At 46.1% G+C, this 26,201-nt stretch carries 29 protein-coding genes and 4 pseudogenes; 24 read left to right on the forward strand and 9 right to left on the reverse strand.

What is annotated here, in order from left to right; translation table 11 throughout:
• The first annotated feature begins 153 nt into the window (after window positions 1-153).
• From JCM10519_RS11405 to JCM10519_RS11435, 11 genes and pseudogenes are all read left to right on the forward strand, one after another.
• Window positions 154-2,007, forward strand: coding sequence for a doubled motif LPXTG anchor domain-containing protein (locus JCM10519_RS11405; RefSeq protein WP_054739263.1), 1,854 nt, complete (start codon window positions 154-156; stop codon window positions 2,005-2,007).
• 371 nt (window positions 2,008-2,378) lie between these two features.
• Window positions 2,379-2,735, forward strand: coding sequence for a methylated-DNA--[protein]-cysteine S-methyltransferase (locus tag JCM10519_RS11410; protein WP_347843907.1), 357 nt, complete (start codon window positions 2,379-2,381; stop codon window positions 2,733-2,735).
• 105 nt (window positions 2,736-2,840) lie between these two features.
• The gene (locus JCM10519_RS11415; protein WP_054739460.1) at window positions 2,841-3,527 is read left to right on the forward strand and encodes a DNA alkylation repair protein; all 687 of its coding nucleotides are present in this window, start codon (window positions 2,841-2,843) and stop codon (window positions 3,525-3,527) included.
• 146 nt (window positions 3,528-3,673) lie between these two features.
• The gene (locus JCM10519_RS29095) at window positions 3,674-3,826 is read left to right on the forward strand and encodes an Ada metal-binding domain-containing protein (protein ID WP_347843908.1); all 153 of its coding nucleotides are present in this window, start codon (window positions 3,674-3,676) and stop codon (window positions 3,824-3,826) included.
• 58 nt (window positions 3,827-3,884) lie between these two features.
• Window positions 3,885-4,037, forward strand: a complete 153-nt coding sequence (locus tag JCM10519_RS29100; protein ID WP_347844011.1) for a hypothetical protein — start codon at window positions 3,885-3,887, stop codon at window positions 4,035-4,037.
• Window positions 4,018-4,239 (forward strand): helix-turn-helix transcriptional regulator, encoded by a 222-nt coding sequence (locus JCM10519_RS29105; protein ID WP_347843909.1) that lies wholly within the window; start codon window positions 4,018-4,020, stop codon window positions 4,237-4,239. Before JCM10519_RS29100 ends, JCM10519_RS29105 begins: the two co-directional genes overlap by 20 nt.
• A 106-nt stretch (window positions 4,240-4,345) precedes the next feature.
• Window positions 4,346-5,401, forward strand: a complete 1,056-nt coding sequence (locus JCM10519_RS29110; protein WP_347843910.1) for a recombinase family protein — start codon at window positions 4,346-4,348, stop codon at window positions 5,399-5,401.
• Window positions 5,358-5,612 carry a hypothetical protein gene (locus tag JCM10519_RS29115; protein ID WP_347843911.1) on the forward strand — a complete coding sequence of 85 codons (255 nt, stop codon included), beginning with the start codon at window positions 5,358-5,360 and terminating at the stop codon, window positions 5,610-5,612. The genes JCM10519_RS29110 and JCM10519_RS29115 overlap by 44 nt, the downstream gene beginning before the upstream one ends.
• 68 nt (window positions 5,613-5,680) lie before the next feature.
• A complete protein-coding gene (locus JCM10519_RS29120) occupies window positions 5,681-5,980 on the forward strand; it encodes a DUF4368 domain-containing protein (protein WP_347843912.1) in 300 nt (99 codons plus the stop codon).
• 12 nt (window positions 5,981-5,992) lie between these two features.
• A pseudogene (locus JCM10519_RS11430) lies at window positions 5,993-6,836 on the forward strand (nucleoside recognition domain-containing protein); the annotation flags it as partial.
• Window positions 6,837-6,895: 59 nt separating this feature from the next.
• Window positions 6,896-7,129, forward strand: a complete 234-nt coding sequence (locus JCM10519_RS11435) for a hypothetical protein (RefSeq protein ID WP_347843913.1) — start codon at window positions 6,896-6,898, stop codon at window positions 7,127-7,129.
• A 53-nt stretch (window positions 7,130-7,182) separates the two neighbouring features.
• Here the strand turns inward: JCM10519_RS11435 and JCM10519_RS11440 are convergent, their stop codons facing one another.
• Entirely contained in the window at window positions 7,183-7,449 is a 267-nt protein-coding gene (locus tag JCM10519_RS11440; RefSeq protein WP_347843914.1) for a hemerythrin family protein, read from the reverse strand.
• 424 nt (window positions 7,450-7,873) lie between these two features.
• On the opposite strand from JCM10519_RS11440, the gene JCM10519_RS11450 reads away from it, so the two are divergent.
• From JCM10519_RS11450 to JCM10519_RS11490, 9 genes and pseudogenes are all read left to right on the forward strand, one after another.
• Window positions 7,874-8,662, forward strand: a complete 789-nt coding sequence (locus JCM10519_RS11450; RefSeq protein ID WP_054739268.1) for a pseudouridine synthase — start codon at window positions 7,874-7,876, stop codon at window positions 8,660-8,662.
• Window positions 8,652-10,609, forward strand: a pseudogene (gene ligA / locus JCM10519_RS11455) (NAD-dependent DNA ligase LigA). The gene JCM10519_RS11450 and the pseudogene ligA overlap by 11 nt, the downstream one beginning before the upstream one ends.
• 3 nt (window positions 10,610-10,612) lie before the next feature.
• Window positions 10,613-11,529, forward strand: a pseudogene (gene metA / locus JCM10519_RS11460) (homoserine O-succinyltransferase).
• Window positions 11,530-11,941: 412 nt separating this feature from the next.
• Window positions 11,942-12,241, forward strand: coding sequence for a hypothetical protein (locus JCM10519_RS11465; RefSeq protein ID WP_347843915.1), 300 nt, complete (start codon window positions 11,942-11,944; stop codon window positions 12,239-12,241).
• Window positions 12,214-12,678, forward strand: a complete 465-nt coding sequence (locus tag JCM10519_RS11470) for a hypothetical protein (protein ID WP_054739276.1) — start codon at window positions 12,214-12,216, stop codon at window positions 12,676-12,678. Before JCM10519_RS11465 ends, JCM10519_RS11470 begins: the two co-directional genes overlap by 28 nt.
• Complete coding sequence (locus JCM10519_RS11475) at window positions 12,633-13,685, forward strand: histidine kinase (RefSeq protein WP_054739278.1); 1,053 nt, start codon at window positions 12,633-12,635, stop codon at window positions 13,683-13,685. The genes JCM10519_RS11470 and JCM10519_RS11475 overlap by 46 nt, the downstream gene beginning before the upstream one ends.
• 2 nt (window positions 13,686-13,687) lie before the next feature.
• Window positions 13,688-14,401: a response regulator gene (locus tag JCM10519_RS11480; protein ID WP_054739279.1), complete on the forward strand. Its 714-nt coding sequence runs from the start codon at window positions 13,688-13,690 to the stop codon at window positions 14,399-14,401.
• A 26-nt stretch (window positions 14,402-14,427) separates the two neighbouring features.
• On the forward strand, window positions 14,428-14,829 hold the full coding sequence (locus tag JCM10519_RS11485) for a hypothetical protein (protein WP_347843916.1): 402 nt from the start codon (window positions 14,428-14,430) through the stop codon (window positions 14,827-14,829).
• A gap of 13 nt (window positions 14,830-14,842) precedes the next feature.
• The gene (locus JCM10519_RS11490; RefSeq protein WP_054739288.1) at window positions 14,843-15,232 is read left to right on the forward strand and encodes a helix-turn-helix domain-containing protein; all 390 of its coding nucleotides are present in this window, start codon (window positions 14,843-14,845) and stop codon (window positions 15,230-15,232) included.
• Window positions 15,233-15,242: 10 nt separating this feature from the next.
• On the opposite strand, the pseudogene JCM10519_RS11495 reads toward JCM10519_RS11490, so the two are convergent.
• The 4 genes and pseudogenes from JCM10519_RS11495 to JCM10519_RS11510 all read right to left on the reverse strand — a co-directional run bounded on the left by JCM10519_RS11495 (window position 15,243) and on the right by JCM10519_RS11510 (window position 18,423).
• Window positions 15,243-15,984, reverse strand: a pseudogene (locus JCM10519_RS11495) (carbohydrate ABC transporter permease).
• Window positions 15,985-16,049: 65 nt separating this feature from the next.
• Window positions 16,050-16,868, reverse strand: coding sequence for a sugar ABC transporter permease (locus JCM10519_RS11500; protein WP_347843917.1), 819 nt, complete (start codon window positions 16,866-16,868; stop codon window positions 16,050-16,052).
• A gap of 209 nt (window positions 16,869-17,077) precedes the next feature.
• Window positions 17,078-17,632: an extracellular solute-binding protein gene (locus JCM10519_RS11505; protein ID WP_054739290.1), complete on the reverse strand. Its 555-nt coding sequence runs from the start codon at window positions 17,630-17,632 to the stop codon at window positions 17,078-17,080.
• On the reverse strand, window positions 17,614-18,423 hold the full coding sequence (locus JCM10519_RS11510; RefSeq protein WP_054739291.1) for an extracellular solute-binding protein: 810 nt from the start codon (window positions 18,421-18,423) through the stop codon (window positions 17,614-17,616). The genes JCM10519_RS11505 and JCM10519_RS11510 overlap by 19 nt, the downstream gene beginning before the upstream one ends.
• 269 nt (window positions 18,424-18,692) lie before the next feature.
• Here JCM10519_RS11510 and JCM10519_RS11515 point away from each other — a divergent pair, with 269 nt between their 5' ends.
• From JCM10519_RS11515 to JCM10519_RS11540, 4 genes are all read left to right on the forward strand, one after another.
• A complete protein-coding gene (locus JCM10519_RS11515; protein WP_054739292.1) occupies window positions 18,693-19,826 on the forward strand; it encodes a glycoside hydrolase family 88 protein in 1,134 nt (377 codons plus the stop codon).
• 21 nt (window positions 19,827-19,847) lie between these two features.
• Window positions 19,848-20,747: a DUF2264 domain-containing protein gene (locus JCM10519_RS11520; RefSeq protein WP_054739293.1), complete on the forward strand. Its 900-nt coding sequence runs from the start codon at window positions 19,848-19,850 to the stop codon at window positions 20,745-20,747.
• Entirely contained in the window at window positions 20,728-21,573 is an 846-nt protein-coding gene (locus tag JCM10519_RS11525; protein WP_054739294.1) for a DUF2264 domain-containing protein, read from the forward strand. Before JCM10519_RS11520 ends, JCM10519_RS11525 begins: the two co-directional genes overlap by 20 nt.
• Window positions 21,574-22,356: 783 nt before the next feature.
• Window positions 22,357-23,742, forward strand: a complete 1,386-nt coding sequence (locus JCM10519_RS11540; RefSeq protein WP_054739302.1) for a glycosyl hydrolase family 18 protein — start codon at window positions 22,357-22,359, stop codon at window positions 23,740-23,742.
• 279 nt (window positions 23,743-24,021) lie between these two features.
• Here JCM10519_RS11540 and JCM10519_RS11545 read toward each other — a convergent pair whose 3' ends face one another.
• The 4 genes from JCM10519_RS11545 to JCM10519_RS29130 are packed head-to-tail and all read right to left on the reverse strand — an operon-like array spanning window position 24,022 to window position 26,091.
• On the reverse strand, window positions 24,022-24,564 hold the full coding sequence (locus tag JCM10519_RS11545; RefSeq protein WP_347843918.1) for a hypothetical protein: 543 nt from the start codon (window positions 24,562-24,564) through the stop codon (window positions 24,022-24,024).
• Window positions 24,548-25,732: a DUF1538 domain-containing protein gene (locus tag JCM10519_RS11550; RefSeq protein ID WP_347843919.1), complete on the reverse strand. Its 1,185-nt coding sequence runs from the start codon at window positions 25,730-25,732 to the stop codon at window positions 24,548-24,550. Before JCM10519_RS11550 ends, JCM10519_RS11545 begins: the two co-directional genes overlap by 17 nt.
• A complete protein-coding gene (locus tag JCM10519_RS29125) occupies window positions 25,677-25,943 on the reverse strand; it encodes a DUF1538 family protein (protein WP_347843920.1) in 267 nt (88 codons plus the stop codon). Before JCM10519_RS29125 ends, JCM10519_RS11550 begins: the two co-directional genes overlap by 56 nt.
• A complete protein-coding gene (locus JCM10519_RS29130; RefSeq protein WP_347843921.1) occupies window positions 25,912-26,091 on the reverse strand; it encodes a hypothetical protein in 180 nt (59 codons plus the stop codon). The genes JCM10519_RS29125 and JCM10519_RS29130 overlap by 32 nt, the downstream gene beginning before the upstream one ends.
• Window positions 26,092-26,201: the final 110 nt, after the last annotated feature.

The following is a 26,201-nucleotide window of genomic DNA, read 5'->3' on the forward strand; positions in this document are numbered from 1 at the left end:
GGCATTGAGCCAAAGCTGAAAACCAATGCTGATGAGAAGAGCCAGGCAGGTTTCTATGCAATCACCTTTGAGGAGCCTGTAACGAGTACAGCCAATTATTCCATTATCTATATACCCGGAGTCCTGGTTGTAAAGCGGAATGCATCGGATATTGTGATTACGGCAAAGAGCGGAACCCAGGTATATAACGGAACAGCACTGACAGAGAGCGGCTACGAAGTAAGCGGCCAGCTTGCGTCCGGTGATTATGTTTCCAGTGTGGAGATGACGAAGGAATCTGTCATAACAGATGCAGGAACAAGGAAGAACGAGATCAAGTCAGTTGTGATCAGAAATGCGTCAGGTAAAGATGTGACCAAGAACTACAGCAGTTTAAAGACCGCAGCAGGAACCCTTACTGTGAGCAAGGCGCAGGTGACCGTAAAGGCTGAAGATAAGGCAAAGAACTATGGAGAGGAAATACCGGTTCTTAAATATACAGTGAAAGGCCTTGAAAATGGAGAAACTTTTGAAGGGCTCCATGTGCCGGTAGAGCTTTATACAGATGCAACAAAGACCAGCCCTGCCGGAGATTACGTGATTTCTTTTAAAAATAAAGTAGAAGAAACGAAGAATTATAAGATCACCTATGAAAACGGAAGCTTAAGAGTAGGAAAGAATGGGGAAGTCCTTGTAATTAAGGCTTTGGATGCTGATAAGGCATACGATGGAACAGAACTTACCAGGGCAGAGTACAGCATAACGGGAAATCTTGAAGATGGGGACTATATTGATAAGGTCGTCATGACAGCAGATTCCAGGATCACAGATGCAGGCACCCAGAGGAATAAGATTGACTATGTTGTCATCAGGAATGGAGCCGGCGTTGATGTAACAGAAAGTTATGGAGGACTGAGGATAGAAGAAGGAATTCTGACAGTAAACAAAGCCCAGGTCACAGTGACGGCTGTGAATAAGACGAAGGGGTATGGAGAAAAGGTACCGGACTTAGAGTATCAGGTAAAAGGCCTTAAAAACGGGGAAACTCTTGAAGACATGGGCGTAAAGGTGACACTGTCTACTGATGTGACAAAGACCAGTCCTGCCGGAGCTTACGGTATTATTTTTAAGGATCCGGAAAAAGAAACGAAGAATTACAGGATCAGTTATGAAGATGGAGCTCTGACCGTGGAAAAGAACGGGGCGGCCATTGTAATTAGGGCATTAGACGCAGATAAGGTATACGACGGAAAGGAACTGGCCAGGGCTGAGTACGGCATGGCGGGAAGCCTTAGAGATGGAGACCATATCCATAAGGTTGTCATGACAGAGGACTCCAGGATAACAAATGCAGGAACACAGAAGAACAGGATCGCCTACGTCCTCGTCAAAAATGCGGGGGGCCTGGATGTGACGGACAGCTATGCAGGACTGGTAACAGAAGATGGCACCCTGACCGTTCACAAGGCAAATATGATAGTAACTGCAGCGGATAAATCAAAGATCCAGGGCAGTTCAAATCCGGACTTAACTTATAGTATCCAGGGACTTGTAAATGGAGAAACCCCGGAAGGGCTGGGTCTTAAGCCACAGCTAAGGACGGACGCAGCCGGAAACAGTGGAGCCGGAAAATATGCTATCACATTTGTTGATCCGGTTTCAACGATAGCAAACTATAATATTTCTTATGCAGAAGGCGTATTAACGGTAGAGCGAAGAAATACAGGCGGAAGTACAGGCGGAAGCGGAGGCAGCGGTTCATCACCTGATTCCAGCCGGCCATATACGCCAGGAGGTCCTGGAGATAATATGGTAACGGTTGAACCGGAACCTGTTCCGCTTGCTGATCTACCAAATGGCGGAAATGCGGCAGACAATCTCCTTATCATTGATGACGGCAGCATTCCTCTGGCAGGTCTTCCAAAAACTGGTGACAAAGGGCCGATTCAGGGCCTTACAGCAATCGTATCAGGAATTTTGTTAGCTGTATACGCAGCTGTCAGCCGTATGAGAAAAGAAGAAAAGTGATAATTTCACAGTACGGCAAATAGAAAAAGCAAACAGATAATAATTAAGAGGTAAACGGTACCCCTTGCTATGGGGGGACCGTTTACCTTTTTTATAGACAAAAGATGGGGACCACGACAGAAACAGAATGGCAGTTATGGGGATACAACCGTGGGGCGTAAGAATCATATTTTGTGTAAAAATTAAATGGTGCAAAATAGGAGGACAGGCAGACAGATTTCAGATATACTTAGAAAGTGAAAAGGAGACAGACCTTATGAAACATACAGCATATATGAAAACCGCCTTAGGGCCGATTAAAATATCCGAAGTGGATGGTTTTATTACGGAGTTGTTTTTTTGCAAAAGATATCCAGGAAATCCCCGGAGAAATGAAAACACCTCTGTTGGAGAATGCAGAAAAACAGATTAAAGAATATTTGGAGGGGACGACCAGGGTATTTGACTTGCCGCTTGCTGCAAAAGGGACGGAGTTTCAGAAGACCGTTTGGGAAGCCCTGCGCAGAATTCCATATGGGGAAACGCGGAGCTATAAACAGATTGCAGAACTGATCGGGAGGCCGGAGGCATCCCGGGCTGTGGGTATGGCAAACAGCAAAAATCCCATACTGATCCTGACACCGTGTCACCGGGTAGTGGGTTCGGATGGCAAATTGACAGGCTATGCGGCTGGCTTGGAAGTCAAGGAACAATTATTGGAGTTGGAACTGGCACATGCAGGCCGTTGAACGGAATGGGGTAGGAATGTAGTATGGAAGAATGGAATAAAAAAGCTGGCGCCGGTTGAAACGATGCAGGAGGCTTACAGCAGGATTGGAGAACATGACGTAATGATGGGGGATAATATAAAACAGCAATTAAAAGCACTGGCAGAGGAAGACTACCGGGTGTTCGCCTCGGGTCTGCTCCCTGATACTGACAATGTATTAGGCGTCCGCCTTCCCATGCTGCGTAAAATAGCAAAGCAGATTGCAAGGTCAGATTGGCAGGGATATCTGCAGACAGCAGGGGATGATACCTTTGAGGAGATCATGCTCCAGGGAATGGTGATCGGATGTGCGGAATGCCCGGTCGAAGAACGGTTATTCTATATAAAGGAGTTTGTTCCGAAAATCCAAAACTGGTCGGTGTGCGACAGCTTTTGTGCCGGGCTCAAATTCACCAAAACTAATTCAGAGCTGGTGTGGGATTTTCTCAAGTCCTATTTTAAATCAGAACGGGCATTTGACCTCCGGTTTGCAGTTGTGATGCTTATTTTCTACTATATTCAGGAAGCAGCCATCGGCGAAGTACTGGCTGTCCTGGACAATGTGCGGCACGATGACTATTATGTAAAGATGGCTGTGGCGTGGGCAATATCCATGTGTTATGTTCAGTTTCCGGGGAAAACCATGATTTATCTGAAAAACAACAGTCTGGATGATTTCACCTATAATAAAGCATTACAGAAAATCACCGAGTCCTTAAAAGTGGATAAAGAAACAAAAAAGCAAATCCGGGCAATGAAACGGAAGCCATGAAAAACCGTCAGGATATACAGGCGGAAATAATAATATATGGTCTTTAAAACTGGTGCAGGCTGCGCCGGAAAACTTATGTATCCTGTGAAAATAAGGTCCATTTTCATAGGCATTGTATAACAAAAAATGAAAGAAGGTGTGCCGCCATGCTGACAGAGGAGGAAAAATGGAAGGCAGCGCTGGAATGTAATGCGTCTTATGACGGCAGATTTTATTACGGAGTAAAAACAACAGGAATTTTCTGCCGTCCTTCCTGTAAATCCAAAAGTCCCAAACGTGAGAATGTTGAATTTTTTTGATACGGCGGAGCAGGCACGTGCAAGCGGGCTTCGCCCCTGTAAGCGCTGCAGGCCGGATTTGCTGGAATTTCATCCACAGAAAGAGAATGCGGAAAAAATCAAAGTAGTTTATGATCTTTATTTTTCAGACCATGACCGCTTAAAGGAGGAACTAAAAAAAGCTTGGGCTAAGCAGAAACAGAATCCTCCAGGTGTTTCAGAATCAATATGAAAAGACCCCGGCAGAGTATTTAAACGGTTTACGTGTAGCCAGCGCAAAAGAGTTTTTAGCCAGTACCCCGGATAATATTTTGCAGATTGCTTTACAAAGCGGCTTTGAGAGCCTTTCAGCTTTTTACACACAGTTTAAGCGGATAACAGGTGTTTCCCCCAGGGAATACCGGGAAAGCTTTACTGGAAAGAAGGCTGATTAGAATAAAGGCGCGGGGGAATAGGAGGAAGGGATTGCTGTAAATCAAAAAGCCCTCATAGTATATGGTACAAACCTGCCGGAATAAGATTTTCCAGGAGGTGTAAGAGATGGATCGATTGGCTCAGGCGGCCTGTTACAGTGGGGCGCTTTACATGCGCTTATCAAAAGACGACGATAGCACAGGGGAAAGCTCCAGCATCAGCACCCAGCGGAAGATGCTTCGTTCCTATGCCATAGAAAACGGCTTTGAAATATACGGGGAGTATGTGGATGACGGCTACAGCGGAACCAATTTTGACCGCCCGGCCTGGAAACGGCTGTTGAAGGATATAGAAGCAAGGAAAGTAAATCTGGTGATCACCAAGGATCTGTCACGCCTTGGAAGGGATTATATCATGACTGGACAGCTTACCGAAATTTATTTTCCTTCCAGAGGGATCCGATACATAGCGGTCAATGACGGGTATGATTCCGACAGTCCGTGGAGCGATATCGCACCCTTTAAGAACATTGTAAATGAGATGTATGCCAGAGATACATCGAAAAAGATCCGCAGCGCATTTCAGACCAAAATAAAAGAAGGGGCGTTTATCGGAAATTTTGCGCCTTATGGCTATCAGAAGGACCCGGAGGATAAAAACCACCTTCTTGTTGATCCCGTGGCAGCTGTCATTGTCCGGGAGATATTTGAGAGGGCAGAGCAGGGAGCGGCCCCGTCCCGGATCGCTGAGATTTTAAATAAGAGAAAGGTGCTGACTCCTGCCTTGTACCGCTGCGCCGGGCGGCCTTATTTAAATCCTGATGATTATTCCAGAAGAAAGGAATGGACATCAGCCACGGTCTGCAAGCTGTTAAGCAATCCCGTATATTTAGGCCATATCGTACAGGGAAAAACCGTGAAGGTTTCCTTTAAAAGCAATGTAACCCTTCGAAGGCCCAGGAAAGAGTGGGTGGTGGTTGAGGATAGGCATGAGCCCCTTGTTTCCCGGGAGACCTTTGAACGGGTAAAAAGGCGGAGCGTTTCCCGTAAAAACACGGCGGATACCGGTTTTACCAATATTTTTTTCCGGGCTTGCCAGGTGCAGGGACTGCGGCAGGAATATGTCGTCCACAGGAGCCGTGGGAAAAACGGGAACCCGCAAGCTGGTATGTGGGGGATATAAGCTGTACGGAAAAAGGGAGTGCACGAATCACTTTGTGGATTACGAACTTCTGTATAAAGTGGTGCTTCAGGAAATCCGCGGCCTGCTTACCTTTACAGAAGGTGAAAAGGAAGAGCTGGAAAAAGCACTTCTGGAACCCTTTGGCCATAAAGAGATGACGTGTGAAGAAAGAGCGGCGGTTTCATTTAAAAAAACAGGGAAAAGGAGCTAGAGAGCATAATAAGAAAGCTCTATGAAGACCGGGTAAATGGAAGGATCGGTGAGGAACGGTTTTATAAAATGCTGGATTCCTGTGAAAAGGAGGAAAGAGAGATTGAAAAAAGCCTGGCCCTGTTGGAAAGGCCCTGTTCTTTGGCCCAGAAAGGAGAGCCTGCTGTTTCCGGCCTGTTTTCCAGCCTGTTAGAGGAAATAAGCCAGGAAAAAGGAATTTCCCCCGATTTGCTTGGGAAGTTTATAGACAGAATCGAAGTTTTTCAAAGCTGTGAAGGGGAAGAGGGGAGGAAAGGACGTAAACTCCAGAGGATCCGGATCTATTACAGGGTGTTGGATCCGGAAAAAGAAGGGAATGGTTTGGCATAAATTTCCGCTGTCATGTGCATGGGGTTTGGATGCAATGCAGCAGGAATCATTGGCTGCCGGATCATTGATTCTCCAAGAGAGCGGCTGATTGCATGATCACCAATAATTTTGTGCCGTGCAACGGACGCTTCCCTACCATGATCGCCATTATTACCATGTTCTTTGTAGGAGGAGCTTCAGGTGTGTTTTCTTCCATATTATCGGCGGCTATCCTATCAGGTGTAATCATCCTTGGGATTTTTATGACCCTTCTCATTTCAAAGCTGCTGTCAGCCACCATATTAAAGGGGGTCCCCTCCTCCTTTACCTTAGAGCTGCCGCCTTACCGGAGACCTCAGATCGGCAAGGTTATCGTTCGTTCCATATTTGACCGTACCCTGTTCGTATTAGGCCGTGCTGTTTCTGTAGCGGCTCCGGCAGGCCTGGTCATCTGGCTTTTAGCAATATAACGGTTGGAAATGCCACCCTGCTGGCCCACTGTTCCGGTTTTCTGGATCCCTTTGCCAGGCTCATGGGCTTAGACGGAGTCATTCTTCTGGCATTTATCCTGGGGTTTCCGGCCAATGAAATCGTGGTTCCCATTATCATCATGTCCTATATGGCGGAAGGAAGCATTCGGGATATCAGCGATCTATCCGTCTTAAAAGAGCTTCTTGTAGCAAATGGCTGGACCTGGATAACTGCGGTCAGCACCATGCTGTTCTCCCTGTTGCACTGGCCCTGCTCCACCACCTGCCTTACCATCAGGAAGGAGACACAGAGCATAAAATGGACGGCTGTTTCCTGGCTGGTACCCACTGTAACCGGATTTGTGGTATGCTTTTTATTCACAACCATTGCAAGGGTTTTCCTCTGATGTTTAAATTTCCCTGTGATTGTCTACAATAGGAGTAGAACACCGAATGGGAAAGGAGGGTGAAGCGTGAGCAGGATCTACCACGTTTACGCCCTGTCAGACCGGTTGAAAGCCAGAAAAATCGAGGGCGAGATTGCAAGGTTGACGGGGTGAAAGATATCAGAATCTCGGAAGACTTAAAAGAAATGAATATTGATGTGGACAAAGGAAAAATATCCGCTGTCATGGAGCGGGTGGTAAATATCTGCAGCCGGATCTCCTACGGCTGTGAAGTGAAATATAAGTTTATTTAAACCGGACATGGAAAAAGGCGGCCAATGGGGCCGCCCTTTTTCATCTGAAACCATTATCGTGCATTCTTTGCATACTCGCCGATCTTTTTGTCCATGTTGGAAATATGTTTTGTAAGCCAATCCACTACCATCTGGTTGGCGTTTAAAATCACCAGCAGATTCCCGCCGGAAGATTTATAATCATTCCTTAATTTCTCCAGTTGTGCGATGAAAGCGGTATGAGCCTGCTTTTGCTCGGCATAACCGGGATAGTGAATGCTCATCATGTATTTTTCTTCGTCTGCAAAATGCTTTTTTTGTGTAATCATCCAAAAAATCAAGAAGCTCTCCAACGTATTCCTTTGCGCGGTTGTTTTTCCCTGCTTCAAACAGTTTTTCTGCTTTCTCAAACCACATTTTATGCTGATCGTCAATCATTGATATCCCTACGGATAAGTTCGGTGTCCAAGGCATTGCTATTCCTCCTAAAGTTTTTAAAAAGTTTATACATCTTCTTACATCTTATACTAAATTTACCAAAAGTTCAACTATGGATATGGGACAGAAGGGGCATTTCAGATAAAATGGAGAAGTTGACATTGGAAAATGCGGTCCAGAGGGAGCGGGGAAAACCGGGGCCAAAATATGCAGATGAATTGACGTACCTCCCTGGTAATGCTATAATTTTTACTTAGTATAGTAAGGGAGAAAGACCCCCTGCAGGAATACCGTTATGCCCCAAAGCATGGGCAGGAAAGAGGAAACATGGAGACAGAAGGAATCCGTCTGAATAAATTTTTAAGTGAAGCCGGGATATGTTCCCGAAGGGAGGCGGATCGCTTCATTGAGGCTGGGAAAGTCCGTATAAACGGACAGGCAGCCACGCCCGGCCAGAGAGTTTTACCCGGCCAGTCAGTTACCATAAACGGCCGCACCATATGCGCAGGAAAAGGAGATAACAGCCATAAGGAAGAATCAGTCCTTCTGGCAGTCCATAAACCCAGGGGCATCGTATGCACCACATCGGATAAGGACCGTGCTCCAAACATAGTGGATATGGTGGGTTATCCCGTAAGGATTTACCCCATCGGCCGCCTGGACAAGGATTCTGAGGGGCTGATCCTCATGACCAACCAGGGCACTCTGGTGAATAAAATGATGCGCAGCGGAAATGCTCATGAAAAAGAATATCTGGTGAAGGTCAACCGCCCGGTAACCGATGATTTTATCCGGAAAATGAAAAAGGGAGTATTCCTGCCGGAATTAAATGTTACCACCAGGCCCTGCATGGTATCCAAGGCCGGTGAAAAAGCGTTCCGCATCATTCTGACCCAGGGGCTGAACCGCCAGATCCGGCGGATGTGCGGCCAGCTGGGCTTTGAAGTACGGATGCTAAAACGATTGCGCATTATGAATGTTGAACTGGGAGATTTAAAGCCCGGAGCTTACCGGGAGCTTTCGAAAAGGGAGTACCACCAGATGAAAGAGGCCTTAAAAGGCTCGACGAATCGTTCCTATAAAGAACAGAAAAAGGAGATATCTGATGGACGCTAACATAAGCAGAATGAAAGAACTGGTTGCCGTTCTGACGGCAGCAGGAAAGGCTTACTACCAGGAAAGCCGGGAAATCATGAGCAATTTTGAATATGACAGGCTTTATGATGAGCTAAAGGAGCTGGAAGAGGAGACCGGAATCATACTCTCCCAAAGCCCCACCCAGAATGTAGGTACCAGGTTTTAAGCGAGCTTCCAAAAGAGGCCCACGAAACCCCCATGCTTTCCCTTGATAAAACCAAGAGCACAGAAAGCCTTAAGGAGTGGCTGGGCGGCCAGACCGGAGTGCTGTCCTGGAAGCTTGACGGGCTGACCGTAGTTCTTTCCTATAACCATGGAACCCTTCAAAAAGCCGTAACCCGGGGAAACGGAGAGATCGGTGAGGTCATCACAAATAACGCAAAAGTATTTTCCAATATCCCTTTAAATATATCCCATCAGGGAGAACTGGTTTTACGGGGGGAGGCAGTGATCAAGTATTCGGATTTTAACCGGATCAACGAAGAGATCGAAGACGTAGCCGCCAAATACAAGAACCCCAGGAACTTATGCAGCGGTTCCGTAAGGCAGTTAAACAACCAGATCACAGCCAGGAGAAATGTGAATTTTAAAGCATTTGGCCTTGTAACCGCGGAGGGCGTTGACTTTAAAAATTCCAGAAAAGAGCAGTTTGAATGGTTAAAGAGGCAGGGCTTTGATGTGGTGGACTATAAAATGGTGACCAGGGATACCCTGCCGGAGACGGTAGAAGAGTTTTCCAAAGCCATTTCCAGCTATGATATTCCTTCAGACGGCCTGGTGCTTTTGTTTGATGATATCGCTTACGGAGAATCCCTTGGCAGAACGTCCAAATTCCCCCGTAATGCCATCGCCTTTAAATGGGCCGATGAAATCAGGGAAACAAGGCTTGACCACATCGAATGGAGTCCATCCCGGACCGGGCTCATCAACCCGGTGGCAATCTTTGATCCTGTGGAACTGGAAGGAACCACGGTGAGCCGGGCCAGCGTCCACAATCTAAGCATTATGGAGCATTGGAGCTGGGAGAGGGAGATGAAATCACGGTTTATAAAGCCAATATGATCATTCCCCAGATTGCCGATAACCTGACAAGAAGCAAAAAAATACGTATCCCTGAACAATGTCCTGTCTGCGGCGGAAAGACAGAGATCCGCAAAATAAATGATGTCAGGAGCTTATACTGCACCAACCCGGACTGCCAGGCCAAACGGCTGAAAGGTTTTACCCTTTTTGTGAGCAGGGATGCGTTAAATATTGACGGTTTATCAGAAGCGACTCTGGAGAAATTCATCGGAGCCGGATTCATACGGGAATATGCAGATATTTTCCATTTGGAGCAGCATGAGGAAGTCATCACCCAGATGGAAGGCTTCGGAAAAAAAATCCTACGATAACCTGATAAAAGCGGTAAAGAAAGCTTCCCATACCACCCTTCCAAGGCTGATTTACGGCCTGGGAATCGCTGGAATCGGCCTGGCAAATGCAAAGATGCTGTGTCAGGAATTTAAGTTTGATTTTGAAAAGCTGCGCACCGCAGAGGAAGAGGAACTGACCACAGTCCCGGGCATCGGCAAGGTGCTTGCGGATGCATGGATCACTTATTTTAAGGAAGAGAAGAATAACGAGATGGTGGACCGCCTGTTGTCAGAGGTTACCATCGAGAGAGAAGCGGAGGCCAAAGGGAACGGAATCTTTGAAGGCATGGTATTTGTCATTACCGGATCCGTGAACCACTATGAAAACCGGAAGGCCCTTCAGGAGGTCATTGAAGCCCATGGAGGCAAGGCAACTGGCTCGGTGACCTCTAAGACTACCTATTTGATCAACAATGATACTACATCCAATTCTTCCAAAAATAAAAAGGCAAAGGAACTTGGAGTGCCCATTATTTCAGAAGAGGATTTCATAAAGATGCTGGAGGAATAAATTATGCCGATTAAAGTACAAAAGGATTTACCTGCAAAAGCCATACTGGAAAAAGAGAATATCTTTATGATGGATGAGGACCGTGCTTTAAGTCAGGATATCCGCCCTCTGGAGATTCTGATCATTAATCTCATGCCTATAAAGGAAGAGACAGAGACTCAGCTTCTCAGGGCCTTATCCAACACTCCTCTGCAGGTGGACTGTACCTTTTTGATGCTGGAGAGCCATACTTCCAAGAATACGTCAGCCAGCCATTTAAATAAATTTTATGTTTATTTTAATGAGGTAAAGAAAAAAAATTCGACGGCATGATCATCACCGGAGCGCCGGTGGAGAACATGGAATTTGAAGAGGTCAATTACTGGGAAGAGTTAAAGAAGATCATGGAATGGAGCAAGACCCATGTGACCAGCGCCCTCCACATCTGCTGGGGGGCCCAGGCAGGGCTTTATTACCATTATGGCATACAGAAATACAAAAGAGAGAGCAAGCTGTCAGGCATTTACCGGCATAAGGTTCTGGACCGGAAGGTCCCCCTTGTCCGCAGCCTGGATGATTATGTGATGGCTCCTCATTCCCGTTATACTGAGGTAAGGAGAGAGGACATTGAAAAGCAGCCGGAACTGGTGATCCTGGCTGAATCAAAAGAGGCCGGAATCCTTCTGGTGATGAGCCGGGACGGAAAGCAGGTATTTGTCCAGGGGCATCCAGAATACGACCGCATGACTTTAGACGGGGAATATCACCGGGATCTGGGGAAGGGATTGGAGCCTGAAATTCCCTGTAATTATTATGAAGACGATGACCCCAATACGGTTCCTGTGTTAAATTGGAGGAATGTGGCGAATACGCTGTATGGGAACTGGCTGAACTTTTATGTATATCAGATCACCCCTTATCTGCTGGAGGTAGAGGAATAAAAAACCTTGTGTGGCCAATCGGATATTTGCAATCCTCTTTGCTGCCTGATAAGGTTAAATGCTGGATGGTGAAAGTGGAGATAATGGACTTTTCATCAATGCCTGGCTGATATAGTGTTAAGAAAGGGGCATATCAATTGGTGGTATGCCTTTTTGGCTGTAATTTAAAATGAAATACAAGTGATACTTCCAAGCTGCCTCCATATTCCGGCGAGTCAATCGGATATTCTCAATCCGTTTTGCTGCTTGTTCATAACCGCCTGAAGTTCCGCCTTCAAACCAGGCAATGAAAAGAATCTGGTTGTAAGCGATAGTTACCTAAGGTATAATTTATGTTGAAAATAAGGAAAAAAAGAAAGTCCGGTAGGAAATGAAAAGAGTCTTTTTAGCTAACAGTTTTAAGAGAAAGCTGATGGTCGCCCTTATGTCTGTTGGGCTGGTGCCGTTAATCATTGTCAGCATTTTATATCAGAATATCCTTAACAACCGCATCGTTGAGGATACGAAGGCGGCAAGCATTGAAAAACTGAAGTATTTGAGCATGAATATCGAGCGTCAGATGGAAGCTGCAGAGCAGTTGCTTGGCTGGATTACCTATAATCAGCGTCTGGAACGGATTTTGACAAATCTTATGATCAGGTTTATGAAAAACAGCTGGATATTATTGAATTCAGTTCTTTTACCATGGAGTATTCCATCAATGCAAACATAGAGAATAAGATTTTTAAAATATTGATCATGGACGAGGACGGTTCTTCGTTTCAGATGGGCAACGGTTATTCCCTTCTTCGGGAGGCGGATATCATGGATGCGGGATGGATGGAAACCTTCCAGAGAGGGACGGCGGATGAACTGGTTATGAGCATGGACCGGTACGTGAAGGATACCTTTGTTTTCCCAATGAGCAGCCGCATTTATGACAGTCTCACCGGCAGGCCCATAGGCTGGTGCTTGGTGACCTTTCAGAATAATATGTATTCAGACTATCTGATTGCCGGAGCCGAAGAAAAGGGGCAGGAACATCTTTTATCATCAACGGCAATGGGCAGTGCATTGCACATACTGATAAAAATCTGGTGGGGGAAGATATGTCAGGTGTCCCAATGGTTGAAGAGATTCTTCATTCCGGTCAGCAGACCGGCCATGTAACGGGTATGTATGAGGGAGAAGCCATGATTTTACATTACTATCAGATTCCGAATACGAATTTGATAGAGATTCAGGGAATTTCCCTTGAGGCATTCTTACAGGAGAAGCGCAGCATGACCAGGCTGCTGGCCGTGCTCATCATAACTACGGTCATGGCGATCCTGTTTGCAATCCTCTACTTAAGCAATATGCTGATGCGCCCGATTAACACCATCAGCGAATATATTAAGAAAGTTCCGGGAAGCGGTTTTAAGGGAAATATGATTCTTGAGGGGGATGACGAGTTTAAGAAAATTGCAATATCCATTAACACAATGGAACGGGAGATTCTCCAGCTGATGGAACGGGAAAAGCGGGAAGCGGAGGTGAAGAAGAAACTGGAATTCAAGGTTCTCCAAAATCAGATTAACCCACATTTCCTTTATAACACTTTAAACTCCATTAAGTGGATGGCCTCGCTGCAGCACGCGGATACCATCCGGGATATGACGGCTGCATTAGGCCGCCTGCTTCAGAATATCTCCAAAGGTACGGACAGCAAGATCCCCATATACGAGGAGATGTCCCTGTTAGATGATTATATCCTGATTCAGGATATCCGGTACAGTGGAAAAATACAGGTGGAATACCACATCGGCAACAGCGAGGTCACCCAGGCCTATATTGTGAAATTTCTGTTGCAGCCAATTGTGGAAAATGCCATCTTCCATGGGATCGAGCCGAAGAACGCAGGCGGCAGGATTGATATCTATCTGGAACGAGTGGAAGATGATATCCGCATAAGTATCGTGGATGACGGAATCGGAATGACGGAGGAGCAGATTGCTTCACTTTTGAATCCCGTAGAGGCAGGGAAAAATGAACGGGGACTCAGCGGAATCGGTGTCAGTAATATCCGTGAGCGGATTATGATGATCTACGGAAAAGAGTATGGGATCGAAATTACCAGCCAGGTGGGAGAGTATACCAGGGTGATGATTAAAATTCCCTATGAGAGAGAGGGTTAAAATTGAAGACAATCATGATTGTAGATGACGAACCTCTGATCCGCCGGGGCCTGGAGAGCATGATCTCCTGGGAGGATCTGGACTGCCGGCTGGTTGGGCAGGCGGCCAGTGGCGAAGAGGGGCTTATGAAGATCAGGGAATGGCAGCCGGATATTGTATTTACCGATATCAAGATGCCGAAGATGGACGGGCTTGCCATGATGAGGGAAGCTATGGATGAAGCGGATCCGCCTGTATTTGTCATTCTTAGTGGATATAATGATTTTGAACTGGTCAGGGCAGCTATGCGTCTGGGAGCGGTGGATTATCTGATGAAGCTGAACCTGGAGGAAGAAGAATTGATCAGAGTGGTGAAAGAGGCGTCTAAGCGGGTAGCCGATAAGAGAAAAGAACCGGTTTCTGTTCCGCCTTCCTATGATTTTAAAGAGCATTTTCTCAAAGAACTTTTAAGAATGCGTCAGGATAAAGAGTTTTACCGAAAGATGGAACCACAGTTTTTCAACTTAAAGGAAGGAGCTTCTTACCGGCTTCTGGTCATAAAGCTATCGGAACTGCCGGACGAACAGTGGAGTCAGAGTACATTGTCCCAGAATTTCCTGATTAATATTTGTAAAGAGCAGATTTCGGAGGATGTAGAAGTCTATGAGTATCACCTGGAGGCGGATACATTTGTGCTTTATATAGAGAGCGGCGGGGTGCTTTCCAAAACGGCCTGATTTCTCAGTGTGAGGCGATGGAGCTGGTGATTAAACAATATCTAAATCAGGGAATCAGGATTGGAATCAGCGCTCCCCATCATAATGCCATGCATCTTCCAGAGGCATTTGAGGAAGCCATGCAAAGCATTGCCTTCCATATCGGCGGAGTAAACACCAGGATACATTTTTATATGGATCTTTTAAATATTCACTATCTTGAAAAACAGCTGGAGCATATAAAATCCGAGACGGATTTTCTTGATGCAATGGAAAACTTTTTGTTGCAGTTGCAGAAGTTTATCACCCAGCGTGCCACCAGGGAGGAGGCTGTCCATATCTGCTATCTGTTGATCCGTCAGATTTATGATTTGGATACCAATAGTAAAACCTTTTTTTGTGCGCTGGTTTGGAAAAGAATATGCCTCTGTCCGGGATTTTGCCAGTGAGGTGGATTTAACGATGGTCAGTGCATGGCTGCTTCGGCTGGAACAGGGGCTTAACAACTTCAGCCAGGAATATATGAGGGAAATCTACCGGTATAAAGTAAAGAAAGCGAAACAGTATATTTTGGAGAATGTTTATCAGAAGGTTTCTTTGAATCATGTAGCAGCAGAATTGGAGATTACACCGGGCTACCTGAGCAGAATTTTTAAGAAGGTCACTCAGCAGTCTTTCTCTGACTATATTGCAGAGGTAAAGATTGAGGAGGCCAAAAAGCTTCTGCTTCAGGATAACAACCGGATATATGAAGTGTCAAGTAAACTGGGATATGAGGATCCCTATTATTTCAGTAAAGTATTTAAGCGGGTAACCCAGATGACACCCAGCGAGTACATCGCCAGAAATTAAGGGGAGCCTGTCAGCCCTTTAAACCACTGGTGGCCACCCCTTCGATGAAGAACCGCTGCATGCATAAAAACAGTGTGCCTACTGGAATCAGGGAGATCAGCGCAGCGGCCATAATCAGGTTGTAGTCTGCCGAATACTGTGTGATGAACATACGAAGTCCTAACTGGATCGTTTTTAGTTCATTGGAATTTAAGTAGATCATAGGGCCCATGTAATCGTTCCACACATTGACAAAACTGAAGATGATCAGGGTCGCAATTGCAGGTTTGGACAATGGCAGCATGATCTTTTTATAGATTCCAAATTCACTGAGGCCGTCGATTCTGGCGGCCTCTGACAGTTCCTTCGGGACGCCTAAGTATGCCTGGCGGATCAGGAACACGCCGAAAGCCGTGAATGCCTGCATAAGGATTAAGGACAGGTGAGTATCGGCCAGATGCATTTTCCGGATCAGGATAAACTGAGGGATCATATACACCTGCCACGGCACTGCAATGGTTGCAACATAGCATAAAAAAATGAAGTCCCTGCCAGGAAATTTCATCTTGGCAAACGGATAAGCCGCAAAGCTGCTGGTCAGCACCTGAAGCAAGGTGATGATGATAGCCAGTTTAAAGCTGTTTTTGAAGAAAAGCAGCAAGGGAATCTTTGTCCAGATTTCTGAAAAGTTTTTCCAGACAACCTGATCGGGAAGCCAGTGCATAGGAACGGAAAAAAACTTCCTGGCTGGTTTTCAGTGAGGAGGACATCATCCAGAAAAACGGGAGCAGGATGATGAGGCTTAATATGATCAGCAGACCATATATGATAATCTTTTTTAAAAGAACTGGTTTGTGAATTCATTCATCTTGGTTCCTTTCTCTCGTTTTTTTACATGTAGCTGACCCATTTTTTTCTCAGCACGGAACTGGACTGTGGTGATAGCCAGTACGATGACAAACAATATCATGGAAATGGCGCTGGCATAACCGAATTCATAGTTGATGAATGCAGTATTGTATATATTGAATACCAGCACATTGGTAGCCCGGCCAGGTCCCCCGTTGGTCATGACGGATACCAGGTCGAATACCTTGAAACAGGCGATGGTGAGCATGATGCTGACGAAAAAGGTGGTCGGTGTCAGCATGGGCAGGGTGATGCTTTTAAAACGCTGGAAGGAATTCGCTCCGTCCACCTTGGCTGCCTCATAAAGTTCACGGGGGATTGCTTGAAGGCCGGACAAATACAGGATCATATAGTATCCCATGCTCTTCCAGATACTTACAATAATGATGACCGGCATAGCCCAATCAATGGAGGAGGTCCAGCCCGGCGGATTGGCAATGCCAAAGGACATCAGGATACTGTTGATGGGTCCCAGAGTTGGGTGGAACAGCAGGTTCCATACCACAGCGATAGCTACCAGGGATGCCACATGGGGGAAGAAGAAGATAGTACGGAAAATGTTGATGCCTTTCATCTTCTGGTTTAGAATTAATGCAAGACCCAGAGCTGCCGCCATGGTAAGCGGTACGGTGAACACAGAGTAATATACCGTATTCCAGAGAGAAATCTTAAAGGTATCATCGGTCCAAAGGCGTTTGAAGTTTTCCAGTCCCACGAATACCATAGGGTTGGCTGAATCCCATTCCATAAAGCTGAGCCCCATGGAGCACATGATTGGAATCAAAGTGAAGATCAGAAAACCAACCAGATTAGGAAGTAAGAACAGGTAGCTGTTGCCATATTTTTAACTTTTCGTTTCGTCATAGTTATGCTGTTGCCAGCTCCCTCCTTCTATTAGAATTTTAAAATCCTCTAAATCCAATGAACGGCAGATTTAGAGGATTTTTATGGATGATACTATTTGCTCAGCAGCTTCTGAACACGTTTTGCCATATTGGCAAGGCCTTCATCCACGGACTCTGCTCCGAGCATAATCAAGTCATGCTCTTCGGAAATCACTTTGTCAACGGCGCCGGCCTGTGGAATCATCTGACATTCCAGCACAAAGGAATCAACGGTGATGGCTTCCTTGAACCCTTCCGGCATCCCTTCTACATTCACCAGGGTATTGATGGTTTTCTCATTCTGGTAAGCGGGAAGTGTTCCCAGGCTTGCAAGTATGTCAGCTCCTGGCTCGGAACACATGAACTGAATGAACCGCCATGCTTCTTCCGGATGGGCTGCGTTTTTGTTGATAGCAATTGGAGTAGGGTTGCTGACAGCTGTATTCGGATCCTGTCCTTCAAAGTGAGGCGCTTTTACCGCACCCCATTCAACGTTTGTTTCGCCCTTATTTTTGGTGTTGATGATTAAGTTGGCAAACCAGGTACCCATAGGTTCCATGGCAACCTGTTCTTTGTAAAACGGTCCGCTGTAATGGACATTGCCGGTTTTTAATGTACCGTAATCCATGGAGGTTTTATCCTCATTCTGCATGCCCAGGAACAGTTCATATACAGCTTTAAGAATTCGTAATTGCCCTGATCCATGGTATGGTCTTTATCCATACCCCAGCGGTATAAGGAGCCTGGCCAGGTGTGCAGATAGGAGCCGTAGACCTTGTTATTCCCCTCACCTGAGGTCAGCTTCTTGGCAAGTTCCCGGTATTCGTCCCAGGTCATATCGTTGGAGGGATATTCTGCGCCGGCTTTGTCGAACAGGGTTTTGTTGTAGTACAGCAGATAGTAATCGTTTCTGAACGGAAGGCCGTATAACTGGTTGCCGACCTTGATTCCTTCATCTGAACCGCGGTAGGGAGACATATCAAGACCGCTTTTTGCAACCATGTCATCCAAAGGCATCAGCTGGTTCTTTTCCACCAGGCTCGTGTAGATTGGCATGCTTTTGATGGTGATGACATCAGAGGTATCACCGGAAGAAAGCAGAACCGGAATCTTGGTGTCGTAGTCTGTTCCGCCGATATCTGTAACCTTTACCTTGATATCAGGATTCTCTTTCTCAAAAGCTTCCACAAGTACTTTCCAGTAATCGGTTGTTCCATAATCCCAGACGGTGAAGGTGATTTCCACCGGTGCTTCGCTGCCTTGCTGTTTGGCAGTGGTTTCTGTCTGCCCGGTTCCCTCCGGTTTATCAGCCGGTTCGGTTTTGGCGCCTGAACTGCTGCAGCCAGTCAGCAGAAAAATACCACAGGCAGCAATACAGGTTAATGCGGATGTTTTTTTCAACATACGTTTTAAATACATGTAAACTCCTCCTATCGTTTGCTTTAATATCTGTATTGTAAAAAAACAGACGGTTGAATTGAATGGAATATCTGCTATTATTTCGTCATTATTGAAACTCTGATGGATAATTTTGATTTAGTCCCTGTAAAATTATGAACTTTCATGGAATATATTGCAGCAGCTGCTTATGACAGGTATAAAATCATACAGTATTTATGAAGATCCTCCATGTATTTTCCATCTATATTCTACTATACTTATGTCAGATAAAAAAGGAGGTTATAAGAATGGAAGAATGGCTGCAGCAATTATATAGGAATGTAGAGGAGAAGCTGGAGGCAGAGTGCGGCAGAATAGGCGGAAAGATCCCATATTGGACGAAAGATGGTGTCTATGCGGAGGATTATTCCGTGAAAGATATTTACTGGTGGACCAATGGGTTCTGGCCGGGGATTCTCTGGAAAATGTATTACGCAACCGGCAGAGAGGAATATAAGCTGCACGCGCGGGAGGCAGAAGAAAAACTGGACAGGGCACTGCATGGATTTATGGGACTTCATCATGATACGGGCTTTATGTGGCTCCACAGTGCAGTGGCTGATTACCGTCTGACTGGTTCAGAGAAATCCAGAGTGAGGGGATTGATGGCTGCCAATATCCTTGCGGGAAGATATAATCCGGCAGGAAGATATATCCGGGCATGGAATCCGGAATGCGTGGAGAATGGGGAGGACTGTACCGGATGGATCATTGTGGATTCCATGATGAATATCCCTCTGCTTTACTGGGCAAGTGAGGAACTGAAAGATCCCAGATTCTACTACATAGCAAGAAATCATGCAGATACGGTCATGAGAACGCTGGTCAGGGAGGACGGATCCTGCGGGCACATTGCCTGCCTGAATCCCGACACTGGGGAGGTGGAACGGATTCTGGAGGGACAGGGGTATTCAGATACATCTTCCTGGTCGAGAGGGCAGTCATGGATTCTTTACGGTTTTGCACTTAGTTATCGGCATACGAAGAATGCCGCCTATCTTGAGACAGCAAAAAGGACAGCCCATTATTTTATCTCCAATGTCGCTTTGACGGAATACATTCCGCTTTGCGATTTCCGCCAGCCGGATCATCCGGCGTATCTGGATGCATCTGCTGGATTGTGTGCGGCCTGTGGGCTTTTAGAGATTGCGGAACATGTGGAAGAGGGGGAGAAAAGGCTATATCGGAAACATGGGGAAAGGATTGTGAAAGCTATATCGGAAACGTGCTGTAACTGGGATCCGAAAGCAGATTCCATTGTGCAGCAGTGCAAGGTGGATTACCATAGCAGCGGTGATTGGCAGACGGATTTGATTTATGCGGACTATTTCCTTGTGGAAGCAGTTTTAAGACTTCTTAATAAAGACTTTATGATTTGGTAGAAAGGGAAAGAGGGTGTAGGAATGAAGCAGATAATTGAGAGGCTGCATAGCAGAGAGGATTTTGAAACCCTGGTTCTGGATTTTTTGAATCCTCTTAAACCACATTATTCCCAGGAAGGCGCCAGGCTTAGTTTAGGCAGCACGGCAGCGGTTTATGATCAGGATGCCACCTGGGCGGAAGGGTTTTTAAGGCCGTTGTGGGGGCTGGTTCCATTGTGGGCCGGCGGAAGCAGGGAGTCGGTGTTTAAAAAGATTTATCAAAAAGGTTTGGTGGCAGGGACTGACCCGGATGGAGCGGAGTACTGGGGAGGGTTTCAGGATGTGGATCAGCGGTTTGTAGAGATGGCAGCAATCTCTTACGGAATTTTAATGACACCGGAGGTGGTATGGGAGCCGTTGTCAGAACAGGAACGGTCGAACCTGGCAGGCTGGCTGGATGGAATCAACCATTATCAGTGTCCTCCCTGTAACTGGATGTTCTTTGGAATCCTGGTTAATATTGCATTAAAGTCTCAAGGGCAGCCATACAATGAAAAGCGTCTGAAAGACTATCTGGATTATATTGAGTCATGCTATCAAGGGGATGGCTGGTATATTGATGGGCAGAATGGGGAAAAGGACTATTACGTTTCCTTTGCTTTTCATTATTATGGGCTTATTTATGCACGGTATATGAAAGAGGAGGATCCCCAACGGTGCAGGATTTATGAACAGAGGGCGTTTAGCTTTACCGGAGAATTCCTTTACTGGTTTGCTGAGGATGGTTCTGCATTGGCCTATGGACGGTCTTTGACGTATCGCATGGCTCAGGTATCGTTTTTCTCCATGTGCGTGGCCAATGAACTGGAGGTGCTTCCCCTGCCGGTTATGAAAGCTGATTGTGCGTCATCTACAGTTCTGGATGAAGCAGCCTATATTTGATTGTGCCGCTATCCTGACGATAGGATACGGATATCCGAATCTGCTGATGTCGGAACAGTATAATGCCCCTGGTTCTCCGTACTGGTGCATGAAGGCATTTGCCCTATTATCCCTTCCTGCGGCACATCCGTTTTGGGAGATGGAGGCAGCGCCTTTGCCTGAAATGGATGCCCAGCGTGTAATTTCAAACGGCTCAATGCTGGTGCAGCGTCTGGGAGGACAGGTATATGCTTATGTCAGGGGACGCAGCCTGCCGCATCATCATGTACATATGGAGGAGAAGTATTCTAAATTAGTATATTCCAGCAGATTCGCATTCAGTGTTCCACGGTCTCTTCGGACTTTGGAGGAAGCGGCGCCTGACAGTGTTCTGGCTGTAGAGTATGGAGGGATGATTCACACGAAAGGAATCACAGGACGTTCGTTTACAGAAAAGAATGAAGTCTATATGGAGTGGTCTCCCTGCGAGGGGGTCGATATCGTGACAAGGATCGTGCTTCTTCCCACGGGACACAGAAGAATTCATACAATAAGCAGCAAAATCTCCTGTAAGGCCTTTGATTGCGGATTTGCCATACCTTGTGACAGGAAGACAAGGAAAGAGATATTGGCAAATGAGGGAGCTGCGGTGGTTTATAATGGACGGACCGGTTATCTGGCCAGGTGTGTGGGGGAAAAGGGGGAAGGACTCCTGATCCATGCTGCGCCTAACACAAATCTGATGTATCCGAAAACAGTGATTCCCTGTGTCAGATATGAAGTTTTAGAAGGAACGCAGACTGTCATGACTGAATTCCTGGAAATATTCGATGCGCACGTTGTATAACATGGGTTTTGAACTTGCCGGTTATGACTATAAAGAGGCGCATATAAAAGGGAAAATAATTGTTGGGAAGTGCGGCGGTCCGCCGGCCTGGCGAGATACGCTCTGGTAGAAAACATGAATCCGGGAGACGTGGTGACAATCAGTATTCCGTTTTAAAATACAGGCAGCAAATCTGCATGGTTCTGGAGGAAGCATTGAGCAAGTACGCTATTTGATCTGGAGGAAGCAACTCCTGCGAAAGGCTTTATGCAGGCATTGAGTAAAATCAGTATTTTTAAAGAAGCGGTCAGAGTTTCGTCCAGATTTCTGGCAGACAGTAATTTGGATTTTATATTCAAAACCGTTCCTGACTATTTTATCGCGGCAATGGATATAAAGGGTCTGTATGTAAGACCGATGTTGAAATCTCTAGTTCCTTTGTGGAAATTATGGAGTGAAAAAAAATTTAACTTCCCATATCGTTATTATGACAGAATTTTTTTGATTGTAAATCCGCCGGGATCCCAGGCGCTTTTATGATACGGGTGATGTCAGAGGACAGCAATTTATGGGAACTGGAAAACTGGGAATTTCAGATTCTGAATAAAGCCCGGATGCCTGTGATAAAGCTGGCATACGGGCTTTTTCCAACAGGATATTATAATGCGGCAAGAAATTACAGGAATGCAAAATCCAGGATAAATATATCCATAAATATGCATTGCATCCATTTTTTTGCGCATTGTTCAAGGAATAACCAGCATGTTATACTTGTAAAAATCAAAGAGAGAAAAGGATCAAGTGATGAATAAAAGTACTATGAAGAAAATATTTCTGCCTGCTTCCATTTGTATGCTGATCATTCTGGGGTGGCTCTTTAGCTGGGTAGCATTTGCTGAAAAGCCTGACAGGATTTCACGGGAATCCTCCCAAAGCCCCACAACGGTCACTTCTGCAGACGCACCGGTACCCCTTTCCCCGGAAACCACCGCAGATAATCCTGAAACGGCTGCTTTTCTTGCCGCGGAAACATCTGCTCCGCCCACCGCAAAACCGTCTGGTCCGTCCGCAACGGAACCGTCTGGTCCATCTGCAACGGAACCGTCCGCTCCGCCCGCAGCGGAAACATCTGCTCCCCCCGTGACAAAGCCCTCCCCTGTTCAGTCCGGTAAATTGGTTGGGTATTATGCGGCATGGGCGGCCTATTATAATTACTATCCAAACCAGATCGATGCCGGAAAGCTGACCCATATTAATTATGCTTTTGCAAACATTGGTTCCGACTTAAAGCTGACCCTTGGATATCCTGACGTGGATCCTTCCAACATAAAGCTTTTAAATTCCTTAAAGCAGGCCAATCCGGATTTAAAAACCTTAATTTCCGTGGGAGGCTGGAACTGGTCCGGGAAATTCTCAGATGCGGCCCTGACAGAGGAGACCAGAACTGCATTTGCAGACAGCTGCGTTGATTTCATTAAAAAATACGGATTTGACGGAGTTGACTTAGACTGGGAGTATCCGGTCAGCGGAGGTCTGAAGGCAAATGCCAGGCGTGGGGAAGATAAACATAATTTCACCCTGCTGCTTAAAAAAATCCGTGAAAAACTGGATGCTCAGGGGAGTGCTGACAATAAGCATTACTTACTGACCATTGCAGGAGGTGCGGATCATTCTTACATAAACAATGTGGAGCTGTCAAAGCTGGCTCAGTATCTGGATTATGCAAATGTTATGACCTATGATCTGCATGGATACTGGGATTCCAATACAGACCTTCTGGCTCCTTTATATGACAACAATGATCCTTCTCCCCAGTATAAAGCCAGTGTGGATAAGGCTGTCACTGCCTGGCTGGGGGCATCCTTTCCGGCGGAAAAGATGGTAATGGGTATCCCGTTTTATGGATATTTATATTCTTCTGTAAATAATTCAAACAATGGTTTATACCAGTCCTTTGGCGGTTCCAATTCCATCGGATATCAGGCCATTAAAGATAATTATTTAAATAAACCGGGCTATACCAGTCATATCCATTCCCAGTCAAAGGTTCCCTGGCTGTTTAACGGTACGATCTTTATAAGCTACGAGGATCCAAAATCCATAGGCCATAAAACGGATTATATCAAATCAAAGAAATTAGGCGGCGCTATGGTCTGGGAGCTGAGCCAGGACCGGAGGGAGAGCTTTTAAGAGCACTGTATCAAGGATTGAAACAATAAAAGAAAGACGCCAGTTCCATATCCCGGGAAGAATATGGGACTGGCGCCTGTTTTGGCTCCGGCCGTCCATATGAGGATTTTCTCATTTTTTTCAGAGTGCTGATTCCAGCCACTTCATCTACGGGAAGAGAAAAAGCGATGGCATGTTCTCCGGTCTCTTTTAACACTGTTTCGCAGATGGATTTAAGAACCGCCTGCTTATCCGTAACAGGAACCAGGATGAGAAGAATTTCCTTCTCACTGGAAAGAGTCAGACCAAAAAGCTTTTTGAATCATCAGCAAGAGCTTCTCTGGCTTTGACCAGGGTTCCTCCCTTGCAGCCGGCATTTCTGGCAGCTTCCATAATGGGAGCGGAAAGGTCGGTATTGATGACAGCAGCAATTAGTTCGTATTTGGTGGTATCTGGCATAGAGAGATCCTCCTTGTGATAATCTGTGGATGTAGGCATATCCCCGCCTGACGGGGCATTTTCTAAAATACTGGAAGCTGCGGCGCTGATCCCTGACAGGGGGATGGTAAATACAATGCCATAGCCTGGTTTTTCAAGCTCCAATGTTTCATGCAGAGCGGATAATAAGCGCCAGGTAGCCGCTTCCTCCACGATTCCGATAACCAGATCCTTTTCCGGCTCGTCAAATCCCAGGCAGTCCTTGATTGCAGAACTTGCGGTTCCATGTCCTCTGGTAATGAGAAGCAGTTCCTGATGATGTGCTTTAAAAACGGAAGCTGCTTTTTCGCCTTTTCCCCTGGCTACAATAACCGTGATCCAGTTTATTTTACGATTGGAAATCATCAGCCTCCTCCTTTCCTAAGTCAATAAATTCAAACTCCATATTAAGCTGCGGCGCATTCGACGGAACGTTTGCTTTTCTGGTTTTATACTGATAAGAAACGCCAATGAGCTGTATGATGATCAGGGGCGTCATGGCGACCATGGCCACGATGCCAAAGGCATCGGTCACGATATTTCCGCCCAGAGCTTCACAGGCTCCCATGGCAAAGGGAAGCAGGAAGGTGGCCGTCATAGGGCCGGAAGCGACACCGCCCGAATCAAAGGCAATGGATGTAAAAATCGGCGGCACCACAAAAGACAGGCCAAGGGCCAGGGCGTAGCCGGGAAGCAGGAGAGCCAGTAAGGGAAGACCTGTCATGACTCTTAGGATTGACAATCCAAGGGAGATTGACATGCCGATGGATAATCCGGTCATCATGGTTTTTTCCGAGATGGAACCTCCTGTAATGTCCTCTACCTGCTTATTTAAAACCTGTACGGCAGGTTCGGCTTTTACGATAAAATACCCGATAAGCATACCAATGGGAACCATAACCCAGTTGTAAGGAAGAGAGGCCAGCTGCTGTCCCAGATAATTACCGGCAGGCATAAAACCTACATTGACGCCGGTAAGGAAAAGGGTCAGTCCGATATAGGAGTAAATAAGCCCCACCATAATTTTGATCAGCTGTCTTTTCCTCAGCTTCAAAAAGAAGATCTGGAATATGATAAAGAACAGCAAAATGGGGAAAAGAGCTAAAAAGACCTCCCAGGCATAATCAGGAAGCTCATGCTGAAAGGCCAGCCAGAGATCCTGGGAATTGTTTATGGAAGGAATTATCATGGGTTCATAATCCGTGGCAGAGGATTTGTAAACCAGGCCCAGGATCATAACGGAAAGAATGGGTCCAACGGAACATAAGGCCACAAGCCCGAAGCTGTCGCTGTCCGAATTCTTGCCCCGGCCGATCGATGAGAGGCCCACTCCAAGAGCCATGATAAAAGGTACAGTAATAGGACCTGTAGTCACGCCGCCGGAGTCAAAGGCCACAGCCAGGAATGCCTTGGGTACAAAAGCGGATGTAACAAAAAGTACGGCATAGCAGATCATAAGGATACGGGATAAGCTCCAGCTAAACAAGGTTCTTAAAAATGCGATTGCCAGGAAAAAGCCTACTCCTGCGGCCACAGAAAAAAATCAGAATCATGTCAGGAACTGCCGGAGTCTGTCCGGCCAGGACCTGAAGATCCGGTTCTGCTATGGTAATGATAAAACCAATAATAAAACAGGCAAAAACAATGAGCGGGAGCTTTTTTGATTTTGCCAGATGGGCACCCGCTTTTTCACCGATGATCATCATGGACATATCAACACCGAGTGTAAAAAAAGCCCATTCCAAGGGTTAAAAGGGTTGCACCTACCAGAAACAGCATCAGTGGGTCAAGAGGCATGGGAGTGATCGTTATGCACAAGATCAACACGATACATGTAACGGGCAGGACAGATGATAAGGATTCTACAATTTTTTCTTTTAATTTTTGATTCAAAGAGATACCTCCTGTTGTCCGTTTTTATGAAAGGGATTCTTAAGAATGATAATTTGCACAGAAATGTGCGTGAGCCTGCAGACTCTTTTTAGATCATAATTAGTTTAACA

This window comes from Clostridium sp. NkU-1, assembly GCA_001312405.1.

What these genes read in the sequence shown, in the direction of transcription:
- JCM10519_RS11410 (WP_347843907.1), top strand. Translation starts at nt 2,379, where the DNA reads ATGAAAACACCTCTGTTGGAGAATGCAGAAAAACAGATTAAAGAATAT.
- JCM10519_RS11415 (WP_054739460.1), top strand. Translation starts at nt 2,841, where the DNA reads ATGGGGGATAATATAAAACAGCAATTAAAAGCACTGGCAGAGGAAGAC.
- JCM10519_RS29095 (WP_347843908.1), top strand. Translation starts at nt 3,674, where the DNA reads ATGCTGACAGAGGAGGAAAAATGGAAGGCAGCGCTGGAATGTAATGCG.
- JCM10519_RS29110 (WP_347843910.1), top strand. Translation starts at nt 4,346, where the DNA reads ATGGATCGATTGGCTCAGGCGGCCTGTTACAGTGGGGCGCTTTACATG.
- JCM10519_RS29120 (WP_347843912.1), top strand. Translation starts at nt 5,681, where the DNA reads ATGCTGGATTCCTGTGAAAAGGAGGAAAGAGAGATTGAAAAAAGCCTG.
- JCM10519_RS11450 (WP_054739268.1), top strand. Translation starts at nt 7,874, where the DNA reads ATGGAGACAGAAGGAATCCGTCTGAATAAATTTTTAAGTGAAGCCGGG.
- JCM10519_RS11465 (WP_347843915.1), top strand. Translation starts at nt 11,942, where the DNA reads ATGGTCGCCCTTATGTCTGTTGGGCTGGTGCCGTTAATCATTGTCAGC.
- JCM10519_RS11470 (WP_054739276.1), top strand. Translation starts at nt 12,214, where the DNA reads ATGGAGTATTCCATCAATGCAAACATAGAGAATAAGATTTTTAAAATA.
- JCM10519_RS11475 (WP_054739278.1), top strand. Translation starts at nt 12,633, where the DNA reads ATGGTTGAAGAGATTCTTCATTCCGGTCAGCAGACCGGCCATGTAACG.
- JCM10519_RS11490 (WP_054739288.1), top strand. Translation starts at nt 14,843, where the DNA reads ATGGTCAGTGCATGGCTGCTTCGGCTGGAACAGGGGCTTAACAACTTC.
- JCM10519_RS11500 (WP_347843917.1), bottom strand. Translation starts at nt 16,868, where the DNA reads ATGGAATGGGATTCAGCCAACCCTATGGTATTCGTGGGACTGGAAAAC.
- JCM10519_RS11505 (WP_054739290.1), bottom strand. Translation starts at nt 17,632, where the DNA reads ATGGATTACGGTACATTAAAAACCGGCAATGTCCATTACAGCGGACCG.
- JCM10519_RS11510 (WP_054739291.1), bottom strand. Translation starts at nt 18,423, where the DNA reads ATGTATTTAAAACGTATGTTGAAAAAAACATCCGCATTAACCTGTATT.
- JCM10519_RS11515 (WP_054739292.1), top strand. Translation starts at nt 18,693, where the DNA reads ATGGAAGAATGGCTGCAGCAATTATATAGGAATGTAGAGGAGAAGCTG.
- JCM10519_RS11520 (WP_054739293.1), top strand. Translation starts at nt 19,848, where the DNA reads ATGAAGCAGATAATTGAGAGGCTGCATAGCAGAGAGGATTTTGAAACC.
- JCM10519_RS11525 (WP_054739294.1), top strand. Translation starts at nt 20,728, where the DNA reads ATGAAGCAGCCTATATTTGATTGTGCCGCTATCCTGACGATAGGATAC.
- JCM10519_RS11540 (WP_054739302.1), top strand. Translation starts at nt 22,357, where the DNA reads ATGAATAAAAGTACTATGAAGAAAATATTTCTGCCTGCTTCCATTTGT.
- JCM10519_RS11545 (WP_347843918.1), bottom strand. Translation starts at nt 24,564, where the DNA reads ATGATTTCCAATCGTAAAATAAACTGGATCACGGTTATTGTAGCCAGG.